Annotated in this window: 22 protein-coding genes and 1 riboswitch; of the genes, 8 read left to right on the top strand and 14 right to left on the bottom strand. The window is 70.1% G+C overall.

The features are described 5' to 3' along the window. Positions 1-13: 13 nt before the first annotated feature. Complete coding sequence (locus ACQUQD_RS34425) at positions 14-523, bottom strand: Clp protease N-terminal domain-containing protein (protein ID WP_428956088.1); 510 nt, start codon at positions 521-523, stop codon at positions 14-16. Between the two features lie 199 nt (positions 524-722). Between ACQUQD_RS34425 and ACQUQD_RS34420 the strand changes: the two genes are divergently transcribed. Together ACQUQD_RS34420 and ACQUQD_RS34415 are read left to right on the top strand one after the other, a co-directional pair. Next, positions 723-911: a hypothetical protein gene (locus ACQUQD_RS34420; protein WP_428956087.1), complete on the top strand. Its 189-nt coding sequence runs from the start codon at positions 723-725 to the stop codon at positions 909-911. A gap of 122 nt (positions 912-1,033) precedes the next feature. Continuing rightward, on the top strand, positions 1,034-1,462 hold the full coding sequence (locus tag ACQUQD_RS34415) for a type II toxin-antitoxin system Rv0910 family toxin (protein WP_428956086.1): 429 nt from the start codon (positions 1,034-1,036) through the stop codon (positions 1,460-1,462). A 116-nt stretch (positions 1,463-1,578) separates the two neighbouring features. Here the strand turns inward: ACQUQD_RS34415 and ACQUQD_RS34410 are convergent, their stop codons facing one another. Further along, positions 1,579-2,196, bottom strand: coding sequence for a PadR family transcriptional regulator (locus tag ACQUQD_RS34410; RefSeq protein WP_428956085.1), 618 nt, complete (start codon positions 2,194-2,196; stop codon positions 1,579-1,581). Between the two features lie 368 nt (positions 2,197-2,564). Here ACQUQD_RS34410 and ACQUQD_RS34405 point away from each other — a divergent pair, with 368 nt between their 5' ends. Together ACQUQD_RS34405 and ACQUQD_RS34400 are read left to right on the top strand one after the other, a co-directional pair. Further along, positions 2,565-2,741, top strand: coding sequence for a hypothetical protein (locus ACQUQD_RS34405; protein ID WP_428956084.1), 177 nt, complete (start codon positions 2,565-2,567; stop codon positions 2,739-2,741). 92 nt (positions 2,742-2,833) lie between these two features. After that, entirely contained in the window at positions 2,834-3,643 is an 810-nt protein-coding gene (locus ACQUQD_RS34400; RefSeq protein WP_428956083.1) for a PhzF family phenazine biosynthesis protein, read from the top strand. Between the two features lie 3 nt (positions 3,644-3,646). On the opposite strand, the gene ACQUQD_RS34395 is transcribed toward ACQUQD_RS34400, so the two are convergent. Beyond that, a complete protein-coding gene (locus ACQUQD_RS34395) occupies positions 3,647-4,447 on the bottom strand; it encodes a CPBP family intramembrane glutamic endopeptidase (protein WP_428957724.1) in 801 nt (266 codons plus the stop codon). 190 nt (positions 4,448-4,637) lie between these two features. Between ACQUQD_RS34395 and ACQUQD_RS34390 the strand changes: the two genes are divergently transcribed. Further along, the gene (locus ACQUQD_RS34390) at positions 4,638-6,407 is read left to right on the top strand and encodes a substrate-binding and VWA domain-containing protein (RefSeq protein ID WP_428956082.1); all 1,770 of its coding nucleotides are present in this window, start codon (positions 4,638-4,640) and stop codon (positions 6,405-6,407) included. A 6-nt stretch (positions 6,408-6,413) separates the two neighbouring features. Here the strand turns inward: ACQUQD_RS34390 and ACQUQD_RS34385 are convergent, their stop codons facing one another. Next, positions 6,414-7,934 (bottom strand): glutamate-cysteine ligase family protein, encoded by a 1,521-nt coding sequence (locus ACQUQD_RS34385; RefSeq protein ID WP_428956081.1) that lies wholly within the window; start codon positions 7,932-7,934, stop codon positions 6,414-6,416. 526 nt (positions 7,935-8,460) lie between these two features. On the opposite strand from ACQUQD_RS34385, the gene ACQUQD_RS34380 reads away from it, so the two are divergent. Together ACQUQD_RS34380 and ACQUQD_RS34375 are read left to right on the top strand one after the other, a co-directional pair. Continuing rightward, positions 8,461-9,045, top strand: a complete 585-nt coding sequence (locus tag ACQUQD_RS34380; RefSeq protein WP_428956080.1) for a hypothetical protein — start codon at positions 8,461-8,463, stop codon at positions 9,043-9,045. A 332-nt stretch (positions 9,046-9,377) separates the two neighbouring features. Then, complete coding sequence (locus tag ACQUQD_RS34375) at positions 9,378-9,578, top strand: DUF5999 family protein (protein WP_324767166.1); 201 nt, start codon at positions 9,378-9,380, stop codon at positions 9,576-9,578. 70 nt (positions 9,579-9,648) lie between these two features. Here ACQUQD_RS34375 and gcvP read toward each other — a convergent pair whose 3' ends face one another. Next, the gene (gene gcvP, locus ACQUQD_RS34370; protein WP_428956079.1) at positions 9,649-12,534 is read right to left on the bottom strand and encodes an aminomethyl-transferring glycine dehydrogenase; all 2,886 of its coding nucleotides are present in this window, start codon (positions 12,532-12,534) and stop codon (positions 9,649-9,651) included. A gap of 185 nt (positions 12,535-12,719) precedes the next feature. Then, positions 12,720-12,815, bottom strand: a riboswitch (glycine riboswitch). A gap of 114 nt (positions 12,816-12,929) precedes the next feature. Between gcvP and ACQUQD_RS34365 the strand changes: the two genes are divergently transcribed. Then, complete coding sequence (locus ACQUQD_RS34365) at positions 12,930-13,304, top strand: PRC-barrel domain-containing protein (RefSeq protein ID WP_428956078.1); 375 nt, start codon at positions 12,930-12,932, stop codon at positions 13,302-13,304. An 18-nt stretch (positions 13,305-13,322) separates the two neighbouring features. Here the strand turns inward: ACQUQD_RS34365 and ACQUQD_RS34360 are convergent, their stop codons facing one another. The 9 genes from ACQUQD_RS34360 to ACQUQD_RS34320 form a co-directional block, all read right to left on the bottom strand. Beyond that, positions 13,323-14,735, bottom strand: a complete 1,413-nt coding sequence (locus ACQUQD_RS34360; RefSeq protein ID WP_428956077.1) for a DNA polymerase IV — start codon at positions 14,733-14,735, stop codon at positions 13,323-13,325. 46 nt (positions 14,736-14,781) lie between these two features. Continuing rightward, a complete protein-coding gene (locus ACQUQD_RS34355) occupies positions 14,782-15,402 on the bottom strand; it encodes a MerR family transcriptional regulator (RefSeq protein ID WP_428956076.1) in 621 nt (206 codons plus the stop codon). Between the two features lie 193 nt (positions 15,403-15,595). Further along, positions 15,596-16,069: a bifunctional nuclease family protein gene (locus tag ACQUQD_RS34350; RefSeq protein WP_005475662.1), complete on the bottom strand. Its 474-nt coding sequence runs from the start codon at positions 16,067-16,069 to the stop codon at positions 15,596-15,598. A gap of 86 nt (positions 16,070-16,155) precedes the next feature. After that, on the bottom strand, positions 16,156-16,887 hold the full coding sequence (locus ACQUQD_RS34345; RefSeq protein WP_428956075.1) for a MerR family transcriptional regulator: 732 nt from the start codon (positions 16,885-16,887) through the stop codon (positions 16,156-16,158). 27 nt (positions 16,888-16,914) lie between these two features. Further along, positions 16,915-17,856, bottom strand: coding sequence for an FHA domain-containing protein (locus ACQUQD_RS34340; protein ID WP_428957723.1), 942 nt, complete (start codon positions 17,854-17,856; stop codon positions 16,915-16,917). Positions 17,857-17,938: 82 nt separating this feature from the next. Next, on the bottom strand, positions 17,939-18,805 hold the full coding sequence (locus ACQUQD_RS34335; RefSeq protein WP_428956074.1) for a DUF881 domain-containing protein: 867 nt from the start codon (positions 18,803-18,805) through the stop codon (positions 17,939-17,941). A gap of 5 nt (positions 18,806-18,810) precedes the next feature. Continuing rightward, on the bottom strand, positions 18,811-19,143 hold the full coding sequence (locus ACQUQD_RS34330) for a small basic family protein (protein ID WP_031069011.1): 333 nt from the start codon (positions 19,141-19,143) through the stop codon (positions 18,811-18,813). Beyond that, the gene (locus ACQUQD_RS34325) at positions 19,140-20,045 is read right to left on the bottom strand and encodes a DUF881 domain-containing protein (RefSeq protein WP_428956073.1); all 906 of its coding nucleotides are present in this window, start codon (positions 20,043-20,045) and stop codon (positions 19,140-19,142) included. The genes ACQUQD_RS34330 and ACQUQD_RS34325 overlap by 4 nt, the downstream gene beginning before the upstream one ends. 89 nt (positions 20,046-20,134) lie before the next feature. After that, positions 20,135-22,630 carry a sugar phosphate nucleotidyltransferase gene (locus tag ACQUQD_RS34320; protein ID WP_428956072.1) on the bottom strand — a complete coding sequence of 832 codons (2,496 nt, stop codon included), beginning with the start codon at positions 22,628-22,630 and terminating at the stop codon, positions 20,135-20,137. Positions 22,631-22,683: the final 53 nt, after the last annotated feature.

Below are 22,683 nucleotides of genomic sequence, written 5' to 3'. Positions count from 1 at the left end.
TCCGGAGGCGATGTCAGTTCAGCCGGGTCCGCAGCCCCGCCACGTCCACCCCGGCCCGGCCGAGCACCTCGACCGCGCGGCACTCCACGTCCGCCGCGAGCGCCGCGAGGACGTCCACGCCGCGGGCCCGCTCGTCCCCGCGGCCGGCGGCCCGCTCGACGCCGGACTCCATCGCCGCGGCGGCGACGGGGGACCAGCCGGGGACACCGCTGACGACGGGGACCGCGCCGGAGTCCTCCACGGCGCCCTGCCACTGCAGCCCGTAGCCGATGCTGCGCTGCACGAGATAGCCGAGCAGCCGCGCGACCTGTCCCCCGTCGGCGAAGGCGTCGCGCACCTCGGGGTCGGTCTCCAGGAGCGAGTGCAGCAGATGGGCGGTGTCGATCTGACGGTCCCCGTCCCGCACCGCGCGCCGCCGGGCCGCCGCGACGACCAGGGCCAGCTCGTCACTGAGCCGGGCGTCGGGGGTCTCTTCCTGGGGATGGCCGTGCGCGGTGGCGTCCGACGGGATAGGGCTTTGCACGTACCCCACCCCATCAGCCGCGATGCACAGGAACATCCCCGCCGGGGAGCATTTTCGTGTCCGACACAAGTTGGGCACGAATGAACGACTTCTCCTCCTCAGGGATGAGATCGCACCGCCCGCCGCTGCGGGGCGCGCGCCTCCTTGCCCTGCGCTTCGCGCGCAACCGCGACCCCCTCGGCGCTCGTCCGTCACAGATATGGAGAGCAGGTGCTGGCTCGTGGCCCTGCCCGCGATCGACGGCAGGCAATACGTGTACCGGGTGTACGCCCCGGACGACGCGCTGCCCGCCGACCTGTTCTGGGACGCCTGGCACTGCCACGACGAGGGTCCGCATCCGCGCGCGTACGACCTGTTCGACGCGGCGGAGATCGAACGCGTGGGCTGAGCAAGCCCTCCCCTGATTCCTGACGGTTCATCAGTATTGAATGTTCGAGGCCGGGCGGCTACTTTCCGCGACACCACAGCCCGTAGGGCTCTCGACAGCTCTCGACACAAAGGGGTGGCCGCATGGCCGAAGTCAGCGCGGAAGCACGCATCGAGGCGCCTGCCGAGAAGGTCTGGGCGCAGCTCACCGACTTCTCCTCGTACGGGGAGTGGAACGCCACCCACACCGACTTCCCCAAGGGCGGCCCCACCTCGCTGGAGGTCGGCGGCCGGTTCGAGGAGAACATGAAGCTGATGGGCTTCCCGGCCGAGGTCACCTGGACCATCGAGGAACTGGAGACCGCCCGCACCCTGGCGATCCAGGGCAAGGGCCCGATGGGCGTGAACGTCAGGACGCGCTACAGCCTCACCCCGGACGGGGACGCGACGGCGGTCCGCATCGACGGCGAGTTCACGGGCGCGGCCGTCTCCCTCATGGCCGGCAAGCTGAAGGACTCGGCGACGGCGGCGCTCCAGGAGTCGCTGCGCAAGCTGGGCGGCCTGGTGGCCTGACCCGTTCGGCCCGCCCCACCCGCGGGACGTCCCGGTACGCACGCGAAGAGGCGCCCCGTACATGTCGTACGGGACGCCTCTTCCGCGCTCTGCACCCTGGCTGGGCCCGCACGGGCTCAGTCCTCGTCGGCGAGGATCAGGTACAGCTTCTTGCGCGCGTCGTTGATGGCGGCGATCGCCTTCTCGCGCTGCTCCTTGCTGCCGGTCTTCCAGACCTGGCCGAACGCCTCCATCAGACCGAAGCCGGCCTGCCGGATCTCGTTCATGGCCTCCCAGTCGACACCGCGACCGGGCTCCTCCCAGGGGGCGTCGGGCCCCTCTTCGGCGGCGGCGGTACCGGCCTCGGTGAGCGAGAAGAGCTTCTTGCCGCCCTCGCTGGCACTGACGATCAGGCCCTCGTCCTCGAGCAGCTGGAGCGTCGGGTAGACGGAGCCCGGGCTGGGCTTCCACGCGCCGCCGCTGCGCTCGGCGATCTCCTGGATCATCTCGTAGCCGTGCATCGGGCGGTCCTTGAGGAGGGCCAGGATCGAGGCGCGCACATCACCGCGCCGCGCCCGCCCCCGGGGCCCGCCCCCGCGGCCGCCGCGTCCGCCCCAGGGGCCGGGGCCGAAACCCGGGCCGAAGGGTCCGAACGCCGCACGCCGGCCTTCGAAGCCGCCGCGCTCGAAGCTGCCCCGGCCCTCGTGGCCGGGTCCGTAGTGTCCATGTCCGTGGTCGTGTCCGTGGGTACGCATGGGAATCAGTCCTTTCGTAACTGATCGAAGGATTCATTGACCGCGATCATTGACCGATCGCGATGTCTCAACGATATATCGGAACAGTTCGCTTGGCAACACCTGCCGAAAAGAGCTGTCCGGGCACGTGCGGATCCGGGCCGTCGCCGATCGACGCAGAGGTGCGGGGCCCACCGGGACAGTTCGAGGGTGCAAGCCCACGACCAGGGAGAACGCCATGCCCGAGCTCCGCGTCTCTGCGGTTTCGCGGCGGGACCGCGCCAGCGCCTGGACACCCCCTTCGGAGACGGCGTCGCGGGGCTGCACGACCGGATGCCCGCGACGCGGCGGATGGCCGCGCCGTCCGCATCGGCGGCGGCCCCGCCACCGTGCGGCAGTACCTTCGCGCGGGCCTCGCCGGCGAGATGCGCCTGGCGATCGTGCCGCTCCTCGCGGACGGCGGCGAGCGGCTGCTCGACCATGTCGGGGACGGCATCGCCGACTGCCGCGTCGCGGAACTCGTCGGCTCGGACACGGTCGCTCCCGCCGCTCTCGTACGCCACTGAGCACCGGGCCCGCCGCCGCGGCGGGGCGGTCATGCCACCGGCGCGCGATTGGCCTTGGCCGGTGCCCCGGCATGCCAACTACCTTCTCCGACATGCGTATACGTATCGTCGACGCCTTCACCGACCGCCCCTTCGCCGGCAACCCGGCCGGCGTCCTCCTCCTCGACGCCTTCCCGGACGACGCCTGGCTGCAGAACGTCGCCGCCGAGGTCAACCACGCCGAGACCGCCTTCGCGCACCCGCTGCCCGAGGGCGGTGCGGCGGACTGGGCCCTGCGCTGGTTCACGCCCGCCACCGAGGTCGACATGTGCGGTCACGGCACCCTCGCCGCGGCCCATGTGCTGCACTCGACGGGCACGGCCCGGGGCCCGGTCCGATTCGCCACGCGCAGCGGCGTCCTCGTCGCGACCCCGCACGAGGACGGCTCCCTCACGCTCGACTTCCCGACGGCACCGCTCACCGAGGAGCCGGCGCCGGCCGGTCTCGCCGACGTGCTCGGCGCGGTACCGCTCTCGGCGCACGACACGGGTCCCTCGGTCGGCGACCTGCTGGTCGAACTGCCCGACGAGAAGACGGTCCGGGCACTGTCCCCCGACCTCAAGGCGCTGGCCGATCACTTCGAGCGCGGCATCATCGCGACGGCCCGCGCCGAGGACCCCGCCCGGGGCCACGACTTCGTCTCCCGCTGCTTCTTCCCGCGCGTCGGCATCGACGAGGACCCGGTGACCGGCAGCGCGCACACGGCGCTGGCACCGTTCTGGGCACCGCGCCTCGGCCGCACCGACCTCACGGGCCTGCAGGCCTCACCGCGCACCGGCCTGGTCCGGGTGGCACTGCGCGGCGAGCGCACTCTGCTGACCGGCAGCGCGGTCACCGTCATCGAGGGCGACCTCACCGCGTAGCCGTCAGGCGGTGGGCAGCCAGCCCACCTTGCCCGCGAGCAGCGCGTATCCGACGAACGCGCCGATGTCCAAGAGGGAATGGGCCACGACCAGTGGCCCGACCCGCCCCCACCGCCGGTACAGGAAGGCGAAGACGACGCCCATCGCGAGGTTCCCGAAGAACCCGCCGATGCCCTGGTACAGGTGGTACGAACCGCGCAGCACGGACGACGCGACCAGCGCCGTGCCGGGCGTCCAGCCCAACTGCCCGAGTCTGCGCAGCAGATACCCGACGACGATGACCTCTTCGAGCACGGCGTTCTGCACCGCCGAGAGGATCAGCACCGGGTACTTCCACCACACGTCGGGCAGCGCCTCCGGCACCACCGTGAGGTTGAAGCCGAGGCCGCGGGCCGCGAGATAGAACGCGATACCGGTGCTGCCGATCACGGCCGCGATCGCGGCGCCCCGCGCCCCGTCGAACCACGGCCGCGTCCGGTCGAAGCCGATCGTGCGCAGGCTCTCGCCCTCGCGCAGCAGGAGGTGCGCGACGAGCGCGACCGGCACGAGAGCGCTCGCGATCCCGAACAACTGCCACGCGAGATCAAGCCAGGGACGCCCGGGCGCGGCCGAGGCGTTGAGGGTCGCCGCCTGATCCTTCAGACCGCCCGGTTTGGTGACCGATCCGACAAAGCTGATCAGCGCGGACACGCCGCTCGCACCGAGCGAAAGCCCCAATACGAGCAGCGTCTCGTCCCGCAGAAATCGTCGCGAGAGCCCCTCCTGGGGATAAGAACCGGCCACCGACCCCGCCTCCACCTGCACACCTGCCTTCACTTGAGTAATCCCGCCTCATCCCTCACGCCGCCCCGCTAGGGTCTCGAATGCAGGTACGAAGATCGCGCGCGACAGGCCGAGGGGGGCGGAGCGCCGCAGTCCGGCGCACCTCTCCCCTCTCTTGCTTCATCGCTTATATCGCAACTGCCTTTACGGCTCAGGGAGGGGCACCACCGTCATGGGACGTCACAGCAGCATGCCCGACGAGTACGGGACGGCCACGGCCGACCCGCGTCCCCGTTCGCGGGGACGCACGGTGGCCATCGCGACGGCCCTCGTGCTCGTCGTCGCGGCCGGCACGGCCCTGGCGGTCCGCAGCGACCTCCTCGACCTCGGCGACTCCTGCGGCGACAAGGTGCACCTCGACGTCGTCGCCTCGCCGGACGTGGCACCCGCGCTGCAGGACGCGGCCGACCACGCCCGCGAGAAGAAGGTCACCTCGGACGGCAACTGCCTCGACGTCACCGTCACCGGCCGCGAGTCGTACAAGGTCGCCGACGCGCTGCGCGCGGGCAAGGGCAGACCCGACTACCAGGTGTGGGTGCCGGATTCGGACCTGTGGATCCAGCGGGTCGAGCAGAACGCGAAGGCGACCCAGCTCACGGCTGCCGGGGACATCGCCACGTCGCCGATCGGCGTCGGCATGGTGCCGTCGGCCGCCAAGGCCTTCGGCTGGCCCGACAAGACGTACAGCTGGACCCAGTTGACGGGCGCCGCGATGGAGGACGACAAGCTGCGCCTGGGCGCCGCCGATCCCGCCCGCAGCTCCACCGGTCTGCTCGCGCTCACCAAGCTGGCGGGCGCCGCGAAGAAGTCCGGCGACGACGGCACCCAGGCCGCTGCCATGGCGAAGGTGCTCTCACAGCGCACGTCCGACAGCGACGGGCAGCTGATGGACACGGTGGCCCGCGACGGCTCCGGCACCGAGCAGGGCAACCCGCGCCGCAACGAGGCACTGATCCTCTCCGAGCAGGCCGCCTTCGCGCACAACGCCGAGGCCGGCGACGGCGGCGCCCTCGACCTCTTCTACCCGAAGGACGGCTCGCCCGAGCTGAACTACCCCTTCTCCCTGGTCGACGAGTCCGCCCTGAGCACCGACGAGAGCCGCGCCGCCGTCCGCTTCATGACCCTGCTCGGCGCCCCCGACGGCCGGTCCGTCCTGGAGCGGCACGGCTTTCGCACCGAGGGCGGCTCCTCACCCGACACGGTCGCGACGGAGGCCGGCGCCCGCTCCCCGCAGCCGTACGCGGAGCCCACCTCGCAGCCGCCCGGCGAGGCGGACATCGAGGAGACCCTCGGCATGTGGACGATCACCGTGCAGAGCGCCCGCATCAGCACGGTCGTGGACGCCTCGGCCTCCATGTCCAACCTGGTGCCGGGCCGCGGCGAGTCCCGGATGGAGGTGACGAAGGCGTCGATGCTCGCGGCCCTGTCGACGTTCACGCCGGAGGACGAGATCGGCCTGTGGGAGTTCTCGACCCTGCTCGACGGCGACCGCGACTACAAGGAGCTGGTCCCGACCGAGCGCCTCGGCGACCGCAAGGGCTCGGGCACCCAGCGCGACAAGCTGTCCGCCGCGTTCACCTCCCTGCAGCCCGTCCCGGGCGGAGCGACCGGCCTCTACGACACGACGCTCGCCGCCTACAAGAAGGCCACGTCGTCGTACAAGAGCGGCAAGTTCAACGCCGTGGTCGTCGTCACCGACGGCGTCAACCAGGACCCGGGCTCGATGTCCCGCAGCAGCCTCATCTCCCAGCTGGAGACCCTGACCGACCGCGAGCACCCGGTGCCGCTGATCGCCATCGCCGTCGGCCCGGACACCGACAAGGACGAGATCGAGCAGATCGCCGAGGCGACGGGCGGCTCGGGGCACCAGGTCAGCGACCCGGCCGACATCCAGCAGGTGATCCTCAAGGCCATCGTCCAGGCGGGCGCGAAGAGCAACTGAGCCGCGTCAGCCGAGCCGGACGGCCGGCTCCGGCAGCCCGACGGGCCAGGTGTGCACGGGCTCGCCCAGGTGCATCAGCTCGGCGTACCGGCGCGTGGTCGCCGCGAGCGCCGCGTCACGCGCCAGGCCGCTCTCCAGTGCGCGGTGGTACGTCGCGGCCTGCCAGGCAGCTCCGTTGGTGCGCCGCGCACACCGCTCCTCGATCACGCCCAGATAGTGGTCCCGGTCGGCGGGTTCGACACCCCACGCGTCGAGCCCGGCGGCCGCGAGCGGCAGCAGCTCGTCCCGGACGAGGCTGACGGCCGGCACCAGTTCCGTGCCCCCGAACCGGCCCCGGCGCGGCCACTCCAGGCGCGCGTCGATCCCGTACCGGCACGCGGTGTCGAAGTTGCGGGCGGCCGCGTCGAAGGAGAGCCGCGACCACACGGGCCGCGCGTCCTCGGCCAGGGCCCGTACGACGCCGTAGTAGAAGGCGACGTTGGCGATGACGTCGGTGACGGTGGGCCCCGCGGGCAGCACCCGGTTCTCGACGCGCAGGTGCGGGACGCCGTCGGCGATGCCGTAGACGGGCCGGTTCCAGCGGTACACGGTCCCGTTGTGCAGGACGAGTTCGGCGAGGCTCGGCACACCGCCCTTGTCGAGGACGTCCAGGGGCCGCTCCTCGTCCAGGATCGGCAGCAGCGGCGGGAAGTACCGCACGTTCTCCTCGAAGAGGTCGTACGCCGACTCGATCCACCGCTCCCCGAACCAGGTCCGCGGCCGGACCCCCTGGGCCTGGAGCTCGGGCGACCGGGTGTCGGTGGACTGCTGGAACAGCGGGGGCCGCGACTCGCGCCACAGCTCACGCCCGAACAGGAACGGCGAGTTGGCCCCCAGCGCGATCTGCACCGCGGCGACCGCCTGCGCCGCGTTCCACACATCGGCGAACCGGCCCGGCGTGACCTGGAGGTGCAACTGCACGGACGTGCAGGCGGCTTCGGGCGCTATCGACGAGGACGTGCAGGTCAGCCGCTCGACGCCCTCGATGTCGAGCACGAAGTCCTCGCCGCGCGCGGCCACGATCTGGTCGTTGAGCAGGGTGTACCGGTCGACGTCCGACAGGTTCGCGGAGACGAGATCGTCCGCGCCCAGGGTCGGCAGAATGCCGATCATCACGATTCCCGCGTCGACCTCGTTGGCCTTGCGATGGGCATAGCCCAGTCCCGTGCGCAGCTCCTCCGCCAGCTGATCGAGAACGCGGCCGCCGAGCCGGTGCGGGGCGATATTCACTTCGAGATTGAACATCGCGAGTTCCGTTTGGAAATCCCGGCTCGCGATCCGCTCGAGTACTTCCGCATTCATCATTCTCGGCATCCCGTCGGGCCCGGCGAGATTCAGCTCGATCTCCAGCCCCATGAGATTCCTGGGCCGGTCGAACCGCTTCTCGTCCAGCAGTCGCTCGAGCCCCACGAGACACTCTTTGAGCTTGTCCCGGTAGCGCCGGCGGTCGGCCAGGTCGACCGCGCCCGCAACGACCTTCTCCCCCATGGAAGCGTCCCTCCTCGCACGGGCAGCCCGACGATCCGGCCGCGTGTCACGGTGGATGATGCCCCGGCAATGTGATCGATAACGCCCCGCGCGGGTCCACGGAGCAGTACGCTCAGAGCGGTTACCCTGCGGCACATTCCCTAGGCATGCGGCTTTTTGCAGATTCATCTACGGAACCCTGGTGAAAAACGCCGACGAGAATCGGCCGACCGCTCACTCGAAAGACATCGAGGTCACGCGGGGCTCGCTCACGGAAAAGTGGATGGACGTCGACAAAACGGCGCCGGGATGACGGCCGAATAGCACCTTGCGCAACCTGTCCGCGCAGGCAGCCGAAACATCATGTGAACACACGTCGTATAAACTCCGCGAACGAGACAGAGAGTTGGCGCACGTGGCCGAGGCCCCCGCCCCCTCTGGCCCGCGTACTTCTGCACGCTCCCGCGCACCACGCAGCAGACAGCGCCGTCCGCTCGTCCCGCACCGCCCTCGCACCACGTGCCTGTCGAATGAGAGGCGACCCACCATGCCGCTGCATGTTCCCCCGGCTCCCGCGCCCGCTCTCCGCAGCGTCCTCACGGCCCTCGGTTCCCCCACCGCCGTCCGTGAGGCCCGTACCCCTTCCCTGCGCGCCGCGCAGGGACCGGCAAGTCCCGAACTCCCTTTGCCCGTCCATGTGTTGGACCGCATCACCGATGCCACCGGACCGTCGCCCGCCCGCCTCACCGGCTGGCGCTTCCTGGTCCGCTGCTCGGACCGCGCCGTCGCCGCGGCCGACACGATGCTCACCCCGGACGGCTGGACCTTCTCCCATTTCTTCGAAGGCCCCTACGTGACGTCCACCGAGCGCGCCCTGCGCCAGGCGGAGTCCCTGCCGGGGATCTACCAGCCACGGCTGCTCTCGGTGCCGGAGCTGTACATGCTCACCCTGTGGCTGCACAAGGACCACACCGCCGACGCGGCGAGCGGGCACCCGGCGGCCGACGACATCCTGGTCCCGCTCGCACCGGCGCCGCCCGGCATCGCGGCCCATCGCCCGCACCGCGTGGCGGAACTGCTGCCGGTCCTCGCTCTGCGACTGACGCCACCACGGGCCGCCCTGCTCGCCTGACCCGACAGCAAGAACCACGGAACACGCCTCGCCGTTCCGACGCCGTGCCCCGCACCGCCCGGTCGCGGGGCACAGCTCTGCCCGACCGGACTAGCCCGGTCCGACCACCCCGAACCACCCGAAGGGACAGTGCAATTGGGCTGAACCGTCCGCACGGGTGACGCGTCTCCATCCAGTGAGGACCGCTGCAACGAAATCCCTGCGGAATGACGCCCGCAGGGCAACACTGGGTTCGGACCGACTGAATACGGGGGGCGGCCATGAAGAAGACTTCGAGCCGCAGCACAGACAGCACCGTCATCGAGATCACTACGCAGCGAAAGATCCCATCCATGTGCCAGCACCAGCCGTCGTGCCCCACAGCAGAATCCGCGGACAGGGAGGCCGCGCTCCCTGTGGCTCACCACCCGGAGCAGGGCTGGAGCCTCCTGTGCAACGGCGTCCTGCTCTTCGAGGACACCGGTGAACTGCTGCCCAACGGCACGATCATCGCGCCGCACCGCCCGCTGGGCGCCGTGGTGACAGCCGCCTGAGGCCTTCAGTACCGAGCAGAACCGCGCGACCGGCCGCACACGGCGGCCGGTCGCGCGGTCACGTCGGACCTCACGCCTCGTAGGCGTCCATGGGCGGGCACGAGCACACCAGGTTGCGGTCACCGAAGGCCTGGTCGATCCGGCGCACCGGCGGCCAGTACTTGTCGGAGGCGGCGACCCCGGCGGGGAAGACCGCCTCCTCGCGGCTGTACGCGTGCTCCCACTCTCCGCCGAGCATCCCGGCCGTGTGCGGAGCGTTCCGCAGCGGGTTGTCGTCCGCCGGCCACTGCCCGGAGGCGACCCGCTCGATCTCCCCGCGAATGGCGATCATCGCCTCGCAGAACCGGTCGAGCTCCCCGATGTCCTCGCTCTCGGTCGGCTCGATCATCAGCGTCCCGGCAACCGGGAACGACATGGTCGGCGCGTGGAACCCGTAGTCGATCAGGCGCTTGGCGATGTCGTCGACACTGACCCCGGTCGCCTTGCTGAGCGGCCGCAGGTCGATGATGCACTCGTGCGCGACGAGACCGCCGGGCCCGGTGTAGAGCACGGGGAAGTGCGGCTCGAGCCGCTTGGCGATGTAGTTCGCGGAGAGCACGGCGACCTGCGTCGCCCGCTTCAGCCCCTCGCCGCCCATGAGCCGCACGTACGACCACGAGATCGGCAGGATCCCGGCGGAGCCCCACGGCGCTGCCGAGATCGGCCCGACACCGGTCTCCGGACCGGCGGCCGGCTGCAGCGGGTGGTTCGGCAGGTACGGCGCGAGGTGGGCGCGCACACCGACCGGGCCGACGCCCGGACCGCCGCCGCCGTGCGGGATGCAGAACGTCTTGTGCAGGTTCAGGTGCGAGACGTCGCCGCCGAAGTGCCCCGGCTTGGCGAGCCCCACCAGCGCGTTGAGGTTCGCCCCGTCGACGTACACCTGACCGCCGGCATCGTGCACGGCGGCGCAGATGTCGGCGACGTGCTCCTCGAAGACACCGTGCGTCGACGGGTACGTGATCATGAGGACGGACAGCTGCTCGGCGTACTGCTCGATCTTGGCGCGCAGGTCCTCGACGTCGATCTCGCCGTCGTCGGCGGTCTTCACGACGACGACCTTCATCCCGGCCATCACGGCACTGGCCGCGTTGGTGCCGTGCGCGGACGACGGGATGAGGCACACCGTGCGCTGCTCGTCGCCGTTGGCCCGGTGGTAGCCGCGCACCGCCAGCAGACCCGCGAGCTCGCCCTGCGAGCCGGCGTTCGGCTGCAACGACACCTTGTCGTAGCCGGTGACCTCGGCGAGGCGCTCCTCCAGCTCACGGATGAGCGTGAGGTAGCCCTGCGCCTGCTCGGCCGGCACGAAGGGGTGCAGCTGCCCGAACTCGGGCCAGGTGACCGGCTCCATCTCCGTCGTCGCGTTGAGCTTCATCGTGCAGGAGCCCAGCGGGATCATGCCGCGGTCGAGCGCGTAGTCGCGGTCGGCGAGCTTGCGCAGGTAGCGCAGCATCGCGGTCTCGGAGCGGTGCTGGTGGAAGACCGGGTGGGTCAGGATCTCGTCACCGCGCAGCAGCCCCTCGGGCAGCGCCTCGGCGACCTCGGCGTCCAGCGCCTCGATGTCCGCGTCGACCCCGAACGCGCCCCACACGGCGGCCAGTTGGTCGCGCGTCGTGGTCTCGTCGCAGGCCATCGACACCTGGTCGGCGTCGACGAGCCGCAGGTTCACCCCGGCCTCACGGGCGGCGCCGACGACCTCCGCGGCACGGCCCGGCACCCGGACCGTCACGGTGTCGAAGTACGCCCCGTGCACGACCTCGACGCCGCCCGCCGTCAGACCGGCGGCCAGCAGCGTGGCGTAGCGATGGGTGCGCTGCGCGATGGACCTCAGGCCGTCCGGACCGTGGTAGACGGCGTACATGCCGGCCATGACGGCGAGCAGCACCTGAGCCGTACAGATGTTGCTCGTGGCCTTCTCGCGCCGGATGTGCTGCTCACGCGTCTGCAGCGCGAGCCGGTACGCCTTGTTCCCGTCGGCGTCGACGGACACCCCGACGAGCCGCCCGGGCAGGGACCGCGCGAACTTCTCCCGTACGGCCATGTAGCCGGCGTGCGGGCCGCCGAAGCCCATCGGGACACCGAAGCGCTGGGTCGTGCCGACGGCGATGTCCGCGCCCAGCTCGCCCGGCGAGGTCAACAGCGTCAGAGCGAGAAGATCGGCGGCGACGGTGACGACGGCGCCCAGCTCGTGCGCCTGGTCGATCACCGGCTTGATGTCGCGCACGGCACCGGAGGCCCCCGGGTACTGCACGAGCACACCCACGACACCGCGCTCGGCGACCTCGGCGGGGATGCCGTCGCTCAGGTCGGCGACGACGATCTCGACACCGGTCGGCTCGGCGCGGGTCCGGATGACGGCGACGGTCTGCGGCAGCGCGTCCGCGTCGACGACGTACACGCCGTCCTTGACCTTGCCGATGCGCCGCGACAGCGCCATGGCCTCGGCGGCGGCCGTGCCCTCGTCGAGGAGGGAGGCACCGGAGGTCGGCAGCCCCGTCAGCTCGGCGACCATCGTCTGGAAGTTGAGCAGCGCCTCGAGGCGGCCCTGCGAGATCTCCGGCTGGTACGGCGTGTAGGCCGTGTACCAGGACGGGTTCTCCATGACGTTGCGCAGGATCACGGGCGGCGTGAAGGTGCCGTAGTAGCCGAGCCCGATCATCGAGCCGAGCACCTGGTTGCGGTCGGCGAGGGAGCGGAGCTCGGCGAGCACCTCGGCCTCGGTCCGGGCGGCCGGCAGCGCCAGCGCCTCGGCGCTCTTGATCACATCCGGCACCGCGGCCGCCGTCAGCTCGTCGAGCGAGCCATAGCCGACCTGCGCGAGCATCTTGGCCTGAGCGGCGTCGTCCGGACCGATGTGGCGCTGCTCGAAGGGGATTCCCTGCTCCAGCGCGGAGAGCGGAATACGGTTGGCGGTCATTGCGGAGGCCTCCTGGTCACCCGGACCTGCGAGGGGCACCACGGCGTGGGTGCCCGGACGGCCTCCCCCTCTGTCATCTCAACCTGAGAGCTTCACCGGTCCGCCCCGCACGATCACGGAACACACCGGTTTTCACCGTCGGTGAGAGCGGAAAACGTGCACCCCGCCCTGCTTTCCAGAGTGACCTCGTCCGTGCGGTACAGGGGCCTGAGAGATTCCGGGGAGGAGTTGCTCCTTCGGCGCCTCCGACGACGATCGGAGGACTCTCCCGCACGGGGTCAGCAGCCGTCTGCCAGCCTACCAGCGGCGACATGACCGGAACCCTCGAGTGGCCGCCTTCCCCAATGTGCTCTTTCGTAGTGCTTACAGACGAGTTGCGAGCAGCTGGAGGGCCCGTGCACACCGACGTCGACCCGCGCAACCTGATCGGCCGCAAGGCGTTCGACCGCAACGGAACCAAGATCGGCACGATCGACGAGGTCTACCTCGACGACGCCACGGGCGTCCCGGAATGGGCGGCGATACGGACGGGCCTCTTCAGCCGCGACGCCTTCGTCCCGCTGGAGCCCAGCGAACTGGTCGACGGCGCCCTCCGTGTCCCCTTCGAACGCTCCCTGATCAAGGACTCCCCCGACTTCGGCGTGGGCCGCCACCTCTCCCCCGAGCAGGAACTCCAGCTCTACCACCACTACGGTCTCGACATCACGGCCCCGCAGTCCCCGGACGTCCTGTTCGGCCGCATTGCGGGGGCGGACGAGGACCCCACCTGAGAGCGCCGTTCGCTAGGGTCAGGCGCTCGACACCGGTCTCTCCACTGGTCTCTCTACTGGTCTCTCCACCAACGGCAGGGGCTCCGCGGGCTCCAGCAGGGGATCGTCGACGAGGAACGTCCTGACCCGTCCGGGCCCGGCCGAGTACGGCGTCTCGAACCGTACGGTCACCCGCCCGAGCCCGCTCCCCTGCACCCACCCGGCGCCGAACTCGGCATGCCGCACATCGTGCCCGGCCATCCACCGCCGCTCGACGGGCTCGGCGACCGTCTCCTCGACCTCCTCCGGGCTCACCGCCCGCGCGTCCTCCGCCTGGTCCGCGGCCTCTTCCGAGGCGGCCTGTGCCTCCTGGGCCGCCTGCGCCGCCTGCGCGAACAGGTCCTCCTGCGTGAAGTCGGCGAGCCCGCTCACCCCGACCCCGAGCAACCGCACGCCGCCCGTCGTGTCCACGGACTCCAGCAGCCGCGCGGCGGCCTCCCGGACCACCCCCGGATCGTCCGTCGGCCCGCGCAGCGTCTCGGACCGCGTCAGGGTCGAGAAGTCGTAGCGCCGCACCTTCAGGACCACGGTCCGCCCGGACCGCTCGGCGGCCCGCAACCGCTCCACGCAGCGGTCGGCGAGCCGCTGCACCTCCATACGGACGCGCACGCGGTCATGAATGTCCACGTCGTACGTGTCCTCGACCGACACGGACTTGGAATCCCGCTCGGCGACGACGGGCCGGTCGTCGTGCGCCAGCGCCATGGCGTACAGATGCCCGCCGTGCGACTTGCCCAGCAGCCGCACCAGCTCGTCCTCTCCCGCCTCGGCGATCTCCGCCACGGTGAGGATCCCGGCCCGCCGCAGATGGTCCCCGGTCGCCGGCCCGACACCCGGCAGGATCCGTACGGACTTCGGCCCGAGCAGCGCCCGCTCGGTCCCCGGCCGTATCAGCATCAGCCCGTCCGGCTTGGCCTCCTCCGACGCGATCTTGGCCAGCATCTTGGAGGCGGCGATCCCGACCGACCCGGTCAGCCCGGTCACGCGCCGGATGTCCGTCCGCAGCCGCAAGCCGACGGCCTCGGCGGAAGCCTCGTCCCAGGCCACCTCACCGGCCTCCAGATCGACGAACGCCTCGTCCAGGCTCAGCGGCTCCACCAGCGGCGAAAGCTCCCTCAGGAGCCCCATCACCTGCTCGCTGACCTCCCGGTACAGCCGGAACCGCGGCACGAGGTACGCGGCGTTCGGAGCGAGCCGGCGCGCCTGGCCCATCGGCATGGCCGAATGCACCCCGAACCTGCGCGCTTCGTACGACGCGGTGGCCACCACACCACGCGGCCCGAGCCCGCCCACGACGACCGCTTTCCCGCGCAGGCTCGGCTTCGCCGCCTGCTCGGCAGAGGCGTAGAAGGCATCCATGTCGAGATGCAGGATCGTCGGCGCGGCTCTCACGTCACCGATGCTGCCTCACGCCACTGACAACGCGGCCGCACGACCGTCACACGGCCCTGTTGCGCCGCCTCGCGAGCTCGTCCGCGGGATTGTGCCCGACGAGCGTCTCCCCGGTGTCCACCCGCTCCCCGTGCAGCTGCGACAGGGCGCTCTCCACGTCCCGCCAGACCACGCCCACGGCGATCCCGAAGATCCCCTGACCGCCCTGGAGCAGCTCGTGCACCTCGGTCGGCGACGTGCACTCGTAGACGGTCGCGCCGTCGCTCATGAGGGTCATGCGCTCCAGGTCCCTGAAGCCCCGCTCGCGCAGATGCTGCACAGCGGTGCGAATGTTCTGCAGCGAGACACCCGTGTCCAGGAAACGCTTGACGACCTTCAGGACGACGACGTCCCGGAAGCTGTACAGACGCTGTGTCCCCGACCCGTACGCGGGCCGCACACTCGGCTCGACAAGGCCGGTTCTCGCCCAGTAGTCGAGCTGTCGATAGGTGATGCCGGCCGCCGCGCACGCGGTCGGACCCCGGTATCCGATCTGCTCGGAAGTCGCTTCGCCGCTCTCCCCCGCCACCGCAGACACTGCCTGCGGGCGCTGCGGAGTGTGATCGGCCGCGCTGCCGTGAAACGAGTACGGACCGCCCGTCGCCGTACCGTCGCCGCTGCTTCTCACGCCGACCTCCTCATTGACCTGCCTTCTCGACGGTAGGCAGTCACAAGGGGTGCGTCAACGAACGCCACACTCGCCACGCCGAGTGATAATCACCCTACGAGTGGTTTCCCGTATCCCGCCGCCGGGAAAGGCTAGCCGAATGCGCCGAGGCGGCCGCCCCTCGGGCGACCGCCTCATGGTCATTGTGTGCCGATCACTGGCTATTGGTCCCGAAGTCCTCGGGCGAGATCTGGTCCAGGAACTCGCGGAACTTCTCCACTTCGTCCTCCTGCTCGTCCGGGATCGCGATCCCGGCGTCGTCCAGGACTCCGTCGCTGCCGAAGATCGGGGTCCCGGTGCGCAGCGCGAGCGCTATGGCATCGGACGGGCGGGCGCTGACCTCGACGCCGCTCGCGAACACCAGCTCCGCGTAGAAGACACCCTCCCGCAGGTCCGTGATGCGTACTTCGGTGAGCTCCTGACCGACCGCTTCGAGCACGTCCTTGAACAGGTCGTGCGTCAGCGGACGCGCGGGGGCCATGCCCTGCTGGGCGAAGGCGATCGCCGTCGCCTCCCCCGGTCCGATCCAGATGGGAAGGTAACGGTCGCCTCCCACTTCACGCAGGAGCACGATCGGCTGGTTGGAGGGCATTTCGACCCGGACACCTACGACGTCGAGCTCGTTCACACAGCAACCCTAGGACGTGCCCGGCCGGTTTGGGTAGTCGGGCATGCGCCGGGGACCGGGCCCACGGCACTCGCCCGCCCCTGCGATCAGGGCAGACGGACCCCGAGTGCGGTCTGCACGAGTGCGGCATGCAGCCGTACGGTCAGGCCCGCCAGCTCCTTGGCCCGCGCCTGCGCGAGGGCCCTGGTCTGCGGATTGCGGTGCACCTTGAGCGGTGCGACGACCGAGTCCACGAGCCCGGCCTCACGGTCCGCGGCCGCCCGCATGACCCGCAGATGCCGGGGCTCGATACCGAACCGGCCCAACTCACCCACCAGCTCGGCGACGGATACGGCCGCGGCGTCGTAACCGCCGTCCGGCAACGGGGCGATGAGCCCGTACGACTCCCACTCGTCGAGCTCCCCCTCGCCGATCCCCACGGCGGCGAGCAGCTCGTCCCGGCCGACGCGAGCGGCGGTGGGGCCGTCCCCGGCGTCGTCCGCGGCGTCGCCGGGCCGTCCGGGAGCGGGCACGGGCAGGGGCTCGCCCCGCTCCAGGGCGTCGAGCTGCTCCTTGATGACCTTCAGGGGCAGGTAGTGGTCACGCTGCATGCGCAGGACGTGGGCGAGTCGCTCGACGTCGTCCGGGCTGAACTTGCGGTAGCCCGAAGGCGTCCGCTGCGGCTCGATGAGACCCTCGGACTCCAAGAACCTGATCTTGGAAATGGTGACTTCGGGGAACTCGTCGCGCAGCATGTTCAGCACGGTGCCGATGCTCATCAGCCGACTGTCCGCGGTGGCGGTGCCGCTTCCGGCACCGCCCCTCGGTGTATGAAGCATGGACCTTCCTGAAGGTTCGCTGATGGGTCAGATACCTCGCTGGCTCGCGTAGAACACCAGCCGGTACTTGCCGATCTGCACCTCGTCACCGTTGTTCAGCAGCACGGAGTCGATGCGCTCCCGGTTGACGTACGTCCCGTTGAGGCTGCCGACGTCGGAGACCGTGAACGTGCCGTCCTGCTGGCGACGGAACTCCACGTGGCGGCGCGACACGGTCACGTCGTCCAGGAAGATGTCGCTCTGCGGGTGACGCCCCGCCGTGGTCAGGTCGCCGTCCAGGAGGAAGCGGCTGCCCGAGTTCGGGCCGCGCCGCACCACCAGGAGCGCCGAGCCCAGCGGCAGCGCGTCGACCGCGGCCTGGGCCTCGGGCGACAGGGCCGGCAGCTGCGTCTGACCGGTGGCCTCCGGGTCGTACGACTCGAGACCCGAGATGGAGATCGTGGACGTCGTCTCGGACGGCCCCTCGGCCGCCACCCCGCCACGCAGCGGCGCACCACAGTTGGAGCAGAACCGGCTGTTCTCGCCGTTCCGGTTTCCGCACCTCGTACACACCAGGGCCGACATGGACGGATCCTCCTGCCGCGGCTGCCCCGCGGGGGCGTGGGACGCGTACGGGTCGGAGCCGAACCCTCCACCCGTACTTGAGGTTGACGGTTCCCCGAAACCTATGCGGCCGGAACCGGCAGGGTCAACAGACGACGCGCCCTGTCCGCCCGAATTGTCACCGCCGACCTGGTCCCGGAACAGCGGGCGCTCGCCCACCTGTGTCTCCGGCACGTCTCCGTGGCGCGGCGCACGATGACGGGCGTCCTCACGCGCACTCTTGCCGAACAACTTCGCAAACAACTTCACGGGCGATTCCCCTTGACCGAAACAGACCCGCCCGTGGGGCAGGACGAACCCTGATTGCACACATCGGCGTACATCAATGACACGGACATCCTCACAACGTCCGTATCTGCCAAACAGTTTCCACCACGCACCCCGCCTACGGTGCGCCGACCCCCCGCAACCTCATGCCCTCGCATGACATCCCCCATGCGCCCGCGCCTCACTGCGAGGACGACCGAGCGTAGTCAGGCCGCTGCGCTGCCCGCAAGGCGTCCACAACGATCTTCTCCGAGCGGCTCACGGACACCGTGGCCTGCTCCTTCTCCAGTGTCTGCACCACACCTCCGGGGATGTTGAGGGCCGGTTCCAGGTCCTGCGGCTTGCCGATGACCTTGAAGACGTACGGCTGGCCGATCTTCTGCCCGTCCACGCTGACCCCCTTCCCTCCACTCGCGTCCGTAAGGTACGTGTTCGCCACGACGCGCACGTCGTTCACCTGGATCGCCTCGGCACCCGCCGCCCGCAGCTCCTGGATCGCGTCGAGCAGCATGTCCGCCTCGACGGCCCGATGGGTGTCGGTGACGGTCATGGTGATCCCTGGACCCTGCGCGCCCACGGTGCCCGCCAGAATGCCGAGCTGGCGCTCCTTCTCGACCGTCTGCTTGCGCGCCTCCTCCGCCTGGTCCGAGCTGTTCTCCAACTCGGTGCGCTGGTCCTCGAGACCTTGCTTCTCATCTTCCAGACGCTGCGTCCGGTCATCGAGTTCATCGAGAATGCGGACGAGATCTTCCTGCCGCGCACCTCGCAGAGCGCTGTTGTCGCTGTTGGAACGCACCTGGATGGCGAGTCCGAGGCCCAGCACGAACAGCAGCACGGCCACGGTCAGTTGGGCACGCGACACGCGCGGCGGCCACAGGCCTTTCACCAGCCGCTGACGCCCGGTCAGCTGCGGCTCACCGGCCGGCTCCGGTTCCGGTACCGGCTCCCCGGCCGCCGGCGCCACTTCGGCGGGCAGTTCCTTGCGCAGCCGGTTCTCCTGCTCGGCCGCGTCCCGGTCCTCGGCGTTGTCGCCGTGCTCAGCGTTCATCGGCCTCACGCCCGGAAGACGTGCCGACGGATGGCGGCCGCGTTGGAGAAGATACGGATGCCGAGGACGACGACGACGCCGGTGGACAGCTGGGCCCCGACGCCCAACTTGTCGCCCAGGAAGACGATAAGCGCGGCCACGACGACGTTCGACAGGAACGACACGACGAACACCTTGTCGACGAAGATCCCGTCCAGCATGGCGCGCAGCCCGCCGAACACCGCGTCGAGCGCCGCGACCACGGCGATCGGAAGGTAGGGCTCGACCACCGCCGGAACCTCGGGACGGACGAACAGCCCGACCACGACTCCCACGACGAGGCCCAGTACGGCGATCACGATGTGCCCTTCTGCTCTGCTCTCGGCTGTGCTGTACGTACGATCACGCTGGGTGCGGCGGGAAGCTTGATGTCCCCCTGGGCCGAAATGCTGGTCCGGATCCCGAAGTTCTCCTGCAGGGCGTGCAGATACAACCCGTCAGGACTGTTCTGGAACCGGGTGCTCAGCCGCTGTCCGTCCCCCACCGCGAGCACCGTGTAAGGCGGCACCAGCGGCTTGTTGTCGACCAGTATCGCGTCACCCGCGGCCCTGATGGCGGACAGTGCGGTGAGCCGCTGCCCGTTGATGCTGACGGCCTCGGCGCCCGACTGCCACAGGCCGTTGATGACCCTCTGCATGTCGCGGTCGCGCACCCGCCCGGTGTCGGAGAACCCGCTGCTCTCCCGCGGCCCGCTGCCGCCGCCGGACGTGGCCGACTTGGCGTCGTCGACCACGAGCTTGACGCCGGGCCCGTGCACGGCGACGGCGCCCGAGAGCACCCCCACCAACTCGCCCTGCTCACCGCCGTGCTTCTTCAGCGCCTCACGCTGCATGTCCCCCACGTCGGTCCGCAACGAGTCGACCTGGCCCTCCAGTTTGTCGGCGGACTCGGTCTCCTGATCGATGCGGTCGATGAGCTCCTCGCGCTCCTTGGCCACGACCGGCGCGGCCACCCGGGCCTGCGCGGCGCCGACGGTCACCACGAGCGCGGCGAGCACCAGCCCCGCGGCGAGCCCGAGCTTCGCGCGCAGTGTCTTCGGCAGCCCGCTCTGCCCCAGAGCCCGCCTGCGGGCAGCGGCTTCCGCGTACCCGTCGTCCAGGCTGTGGTCCATCACATTGGTCAGCAGCGACATGGAGGCGTCGGGGCGCGCGGGGCGCTTGGGGGTGCTCCGAACGGGGGGCTGCTGCGGCATGCCGCACATATTCGCACGTCGTGGCCGCTACCTCCGAATGGCCCCGTCGGCGAGCCGGTCGGCGCCCTCGACGGGCGCCGACCGGAGCCTGCGCGGACTCAGCGCCCGGCGCTGTCCACCACGGCCGACCACTCGTCGAGCAGCTGCTGCGCCGAGGCGTCGTCGGGCCCCTCGGCCCACAGATGGGTGACGGCCTCCGCCGGGTCGGGCAGCACCATGACCCAGCGCCCGTCCGCCTCCACGACCCGTACGCCGTCGGTCGTGTCCACGGACCGGTCGCCGGCCGCCTCGACGACCCGCCGCATGACGAGGCCCTTGACGGCCCACGGGGTCGCCAGATCGCGCTTCAGCACGTGTGCCCGCGGAATCCGCGCGTCGATCTGGCTCAGGGTCAGCTGCGTCCGCGCGACAAGACCAATGAGCCGCACGAACGCGGCAGCCCCGTCGAACACACTGCTGAACTCCGGCACGATGAACCCGCCGCGCCCGTCCCCGCCGAAGATGGTGCCGTCCTCACGGCCCACACGCGTGAGGTCGTCGGGCGACGTGGTCGTCCACTCCACCTGCGTGCCGTGGTACGCGGCGACCTGCTCGGCGATGCGCGTGGTCGTGACCGGCAGCGCGACGCGCCCGCTTCTGCGCTCCGCGGCGACGAGGTCGAGCATGACCAGGAGCGCCCGGTCGTCCTCGACGATCCGTCCCTTCTCGTCGACGAGCGACAGACGCTCACCGACCGGGTCGAACCGCACGCCGAAGGCGGCCCGGGCCGACGCCACGATCTCGCCGAGCCGCACGAGCCCGGACCTGCGGGCGTCCGCGGTCTCGGTGGGCCGCGATTCGTCGAGCCCGGGATTGATGGTCAGCGAGTCGACCCCGAGCCGCCCGAGCAGGCTGGGCAGGACCAGGCCGGCGCTGCCGTTGGAGGCGTCGACGACCACCTTGAGCCCGGCATCGGCGATGCCGGTGGTGTTCACGTTCCGCAGCAGGGACCCGGTGTACGAGTCGAAGACGCTGGACGGGAAGTGCAGGTCCCCGATCTCGCCGGGGAACGCCCGCCGGTACTCCTGCCGCGCGTACACGCGGTCGAGCTTGCGCTGGCTGCCCTGTGAGAGGTCGGCGCCGCGCTCGTCGAAGAACATGATGTCGACGGAGTCCGGGACACCCGGTGTCGTACGGATCATGATGCCGCCGGCGCTGCCCCGAGCGGTCTGCTGCCGCGCCACCGGCAGGGGCACGTTCTCCAGGTCCCTCACGTCGATGGCACTGGCCTGCAGGGCGGAGATGACGGCCCGCTTGAGCGCACGGGCACCACGTGAGTGGTCACGAGCGGTGGTGACGGTCGACCCCTTCTTCAGGGTCGTCGCATACGCACCCGCCAGTCGCACGGCCAGCTCAGGCGTGATCTCGACGTTCAGGATGCCGGAGACACCGCGGGCACCGAACAGATGGGCCTGTCCGCGGGACTCCCAGATCACCGAGGTGTTGACGAACGCGCCGGCCTCGACCGTCTTGAACGGGTAGACCCGCACATTGCCCTGGACGATCGATTCTTCACCGACGAGGCACTCGTCTCCGATGACAGCGCCGTCCTCGATCCGCGCGGATCGCATGATGTCGGTGTTCTTGCCGACGACACAGCCGCGCAGATTGCTGTGCTGGCCGATGTAGACGTTGTCGTGCACGACGGCCTTGTGCAGAAAGGCGCCGCTCTTGACCACGACGTTCGAGCCGACGACGGTGTGTTCGCGAATCTCCACATCGGCTTCGACCTTGGCGTAGTCACCGATGTAGAGCGGCCCACGCAGCACGGCGTCGGGATGCACCTCGGCGCCCTCGGCGACCCAGACGCCGGGCGAGATCTCGAAGCCGTCGAGTTCGACGTCGACCTTGCTCTCCAGGACGTCGGCCTGGGCCTTCACATAGCTCTCGTGGGTGCCGACGTCCTCCCAGTACCCCTCGGCGACGTAGCCGTAGACGGGCCGGCCTTCCTTCATCAGCTGCGGGAAGACGTCTCCGGACCAGTCGACCGGCACATCGGCCTCGACATAGTCGAAGACCTCGGGTTCCATCACATAGATGCCCGTGTTGACGGTGTCGGAGAAGACCTGCCCCCATGTCGGCTTCTCGAGGAATCGCTCGACCTTCCCCTCCTCGTCGACGATGGTGATGCCGAATTCCAGTGGATTGGGCACACGCGTCAGACAGACGGTGACGAGCGCACCCTTTTCCTTGTGGAAATTGATGAGCTCGGTCAGGTCGAAATCGGTCAGGGCGTCGCCGGAGATGACGAGAAACGCATCGTCCTTCAGCGCTTCCTCAGCGTTCTTGACGCTGCCGGCAGTACCGAGGGGCTTCTCCTCATTGGCATAGGTGAGCTCCATCCCGAGCTCTTCGCCGTCTCCGAAGTAGTTCTTGACGAGCGACGCCAGGAACTGCACGGTGACAACTGTTTCGGTGAGCCCATGCCGCTTGAGCAACCTGAGCACATGCTCCATGATCGGCCGGTTTGCCACGGGCAGGAGCGGCTTGGGCATGCTCGAGGTCATGGGGCGAAGGCGGGTACCTTCGCCTCCGGCCATTACGACGGCCTTCATGTCGGAAGCGTCCTCCTTGAAGAGACGACGGTCTGGCCGACTTCGCCCGTCCT

This window comes from Streptomyces sp. cg35 (genome assembly GCF_050410835.1).
GTDB lineage: Bacteria > Actinomycetota > Actinomycetes > Streptomycetales > Streptomycetaceae > Streptomyces.
Note: the sequence above shows the minus strand (reverse complement) of the source record. Positions and strands in the feature narration are given on the sequence as shown.

Bases quoted from the DNA above. Each gene is read 5' to 3' on its own strand.
- ACQUQD_RS34420 (WP_428956087.1), top strand. From the start codon at position 723: ATGGAGAGCAGGTGCTGGCTCGTGGCCCTGCCCGCGATCGACGGCAGG.
- ACQUQD_RS34415 (WP_428956086.1), top strand. From the start codon at position 1,034: ATGGCCGAAGTCAGCGCGGAAGCACGCATCGAGGCGCCTGCCGAGAAG.
- ACQUQD_RS34410 (WP_428956085.1), bottom strand. From the start codon at position 2,196: ATGCGTACCCACGGACACGACCACGGACATGGACACTACGGACCCGGC.
- ACQUQD_RS34400 (WP_428956083.1), top strand. From the start codon at position 2,834: ATGCGTATACGTATCGTCGACGCCTTCACCGACCGCCCCTTCGCCGGC.
- ACQUQD_RS34390 (WP_428956082.1), top strand. From the start codon at position 4,638: ATGGGACGTCACAGCAGCATGCCCGACGAGTACGGGACGGCCACGGCC.
- ACQUQD_RS34385 (WP_428956081.1), bottom strand. From the start codon at position 7,934: ATGGGGGAGAAGGTCGTTGCGGGCGCGGTCGACCTGGCCGACCGCCGG.
- ACQUQD_RS34380 (WP_428956080.1), top strand. From the start codon at position 8,461: ATGCCGCTGCATGTTCCCCCGGCTCCCGCGCCCGCTCTCCGCAGCGTC.
- ACQUQD_RS34375 (WP_324767166.1), top strand. From the start codon at position 9,378: ATGTGCCAGCACCAGCCGTCGTGCCCCACAGCAGAATCCGCGGACAGG.
- gcvP (WP_428956079.1), bottom strand. From the start codon at position 12,534: ATGACCGCCAACCGTATTCCGCTCTCCGCGCTGGAGCAGGGAATCCCC.
- ACQUQD_RS34345 (WP_428956075.1), bottom strand. From the start codon at position 16,887: ATGCTTCATACACCGAGGGGCGGTGCCGGAAGCGGCACCGCCACCGCG.
- ACQUQD_RS34335 (WP_428956074.1), bottom strand. From the start codon at position 18,805: ATGAACGCTGAGCACGGCGACAACGCCGAGGACCGGGACGCGGCCGAG.
- ACQUQD_RS34325 (WP_428956073.1), bottom strand. From the start codon at position 20,045: ATGTGCGGCATGCCGCAGCAGCCCCCCGTTCGGAGCACCCCCAAGCGC.
- ACQUQD_RS34320 (WP_428956072.1), bottom strand. From the start codon at position 22,630: ATGAAGGCCGTCGTAATGGCCGGAGGCGAAGGTACCCGCCTTCGCCCC.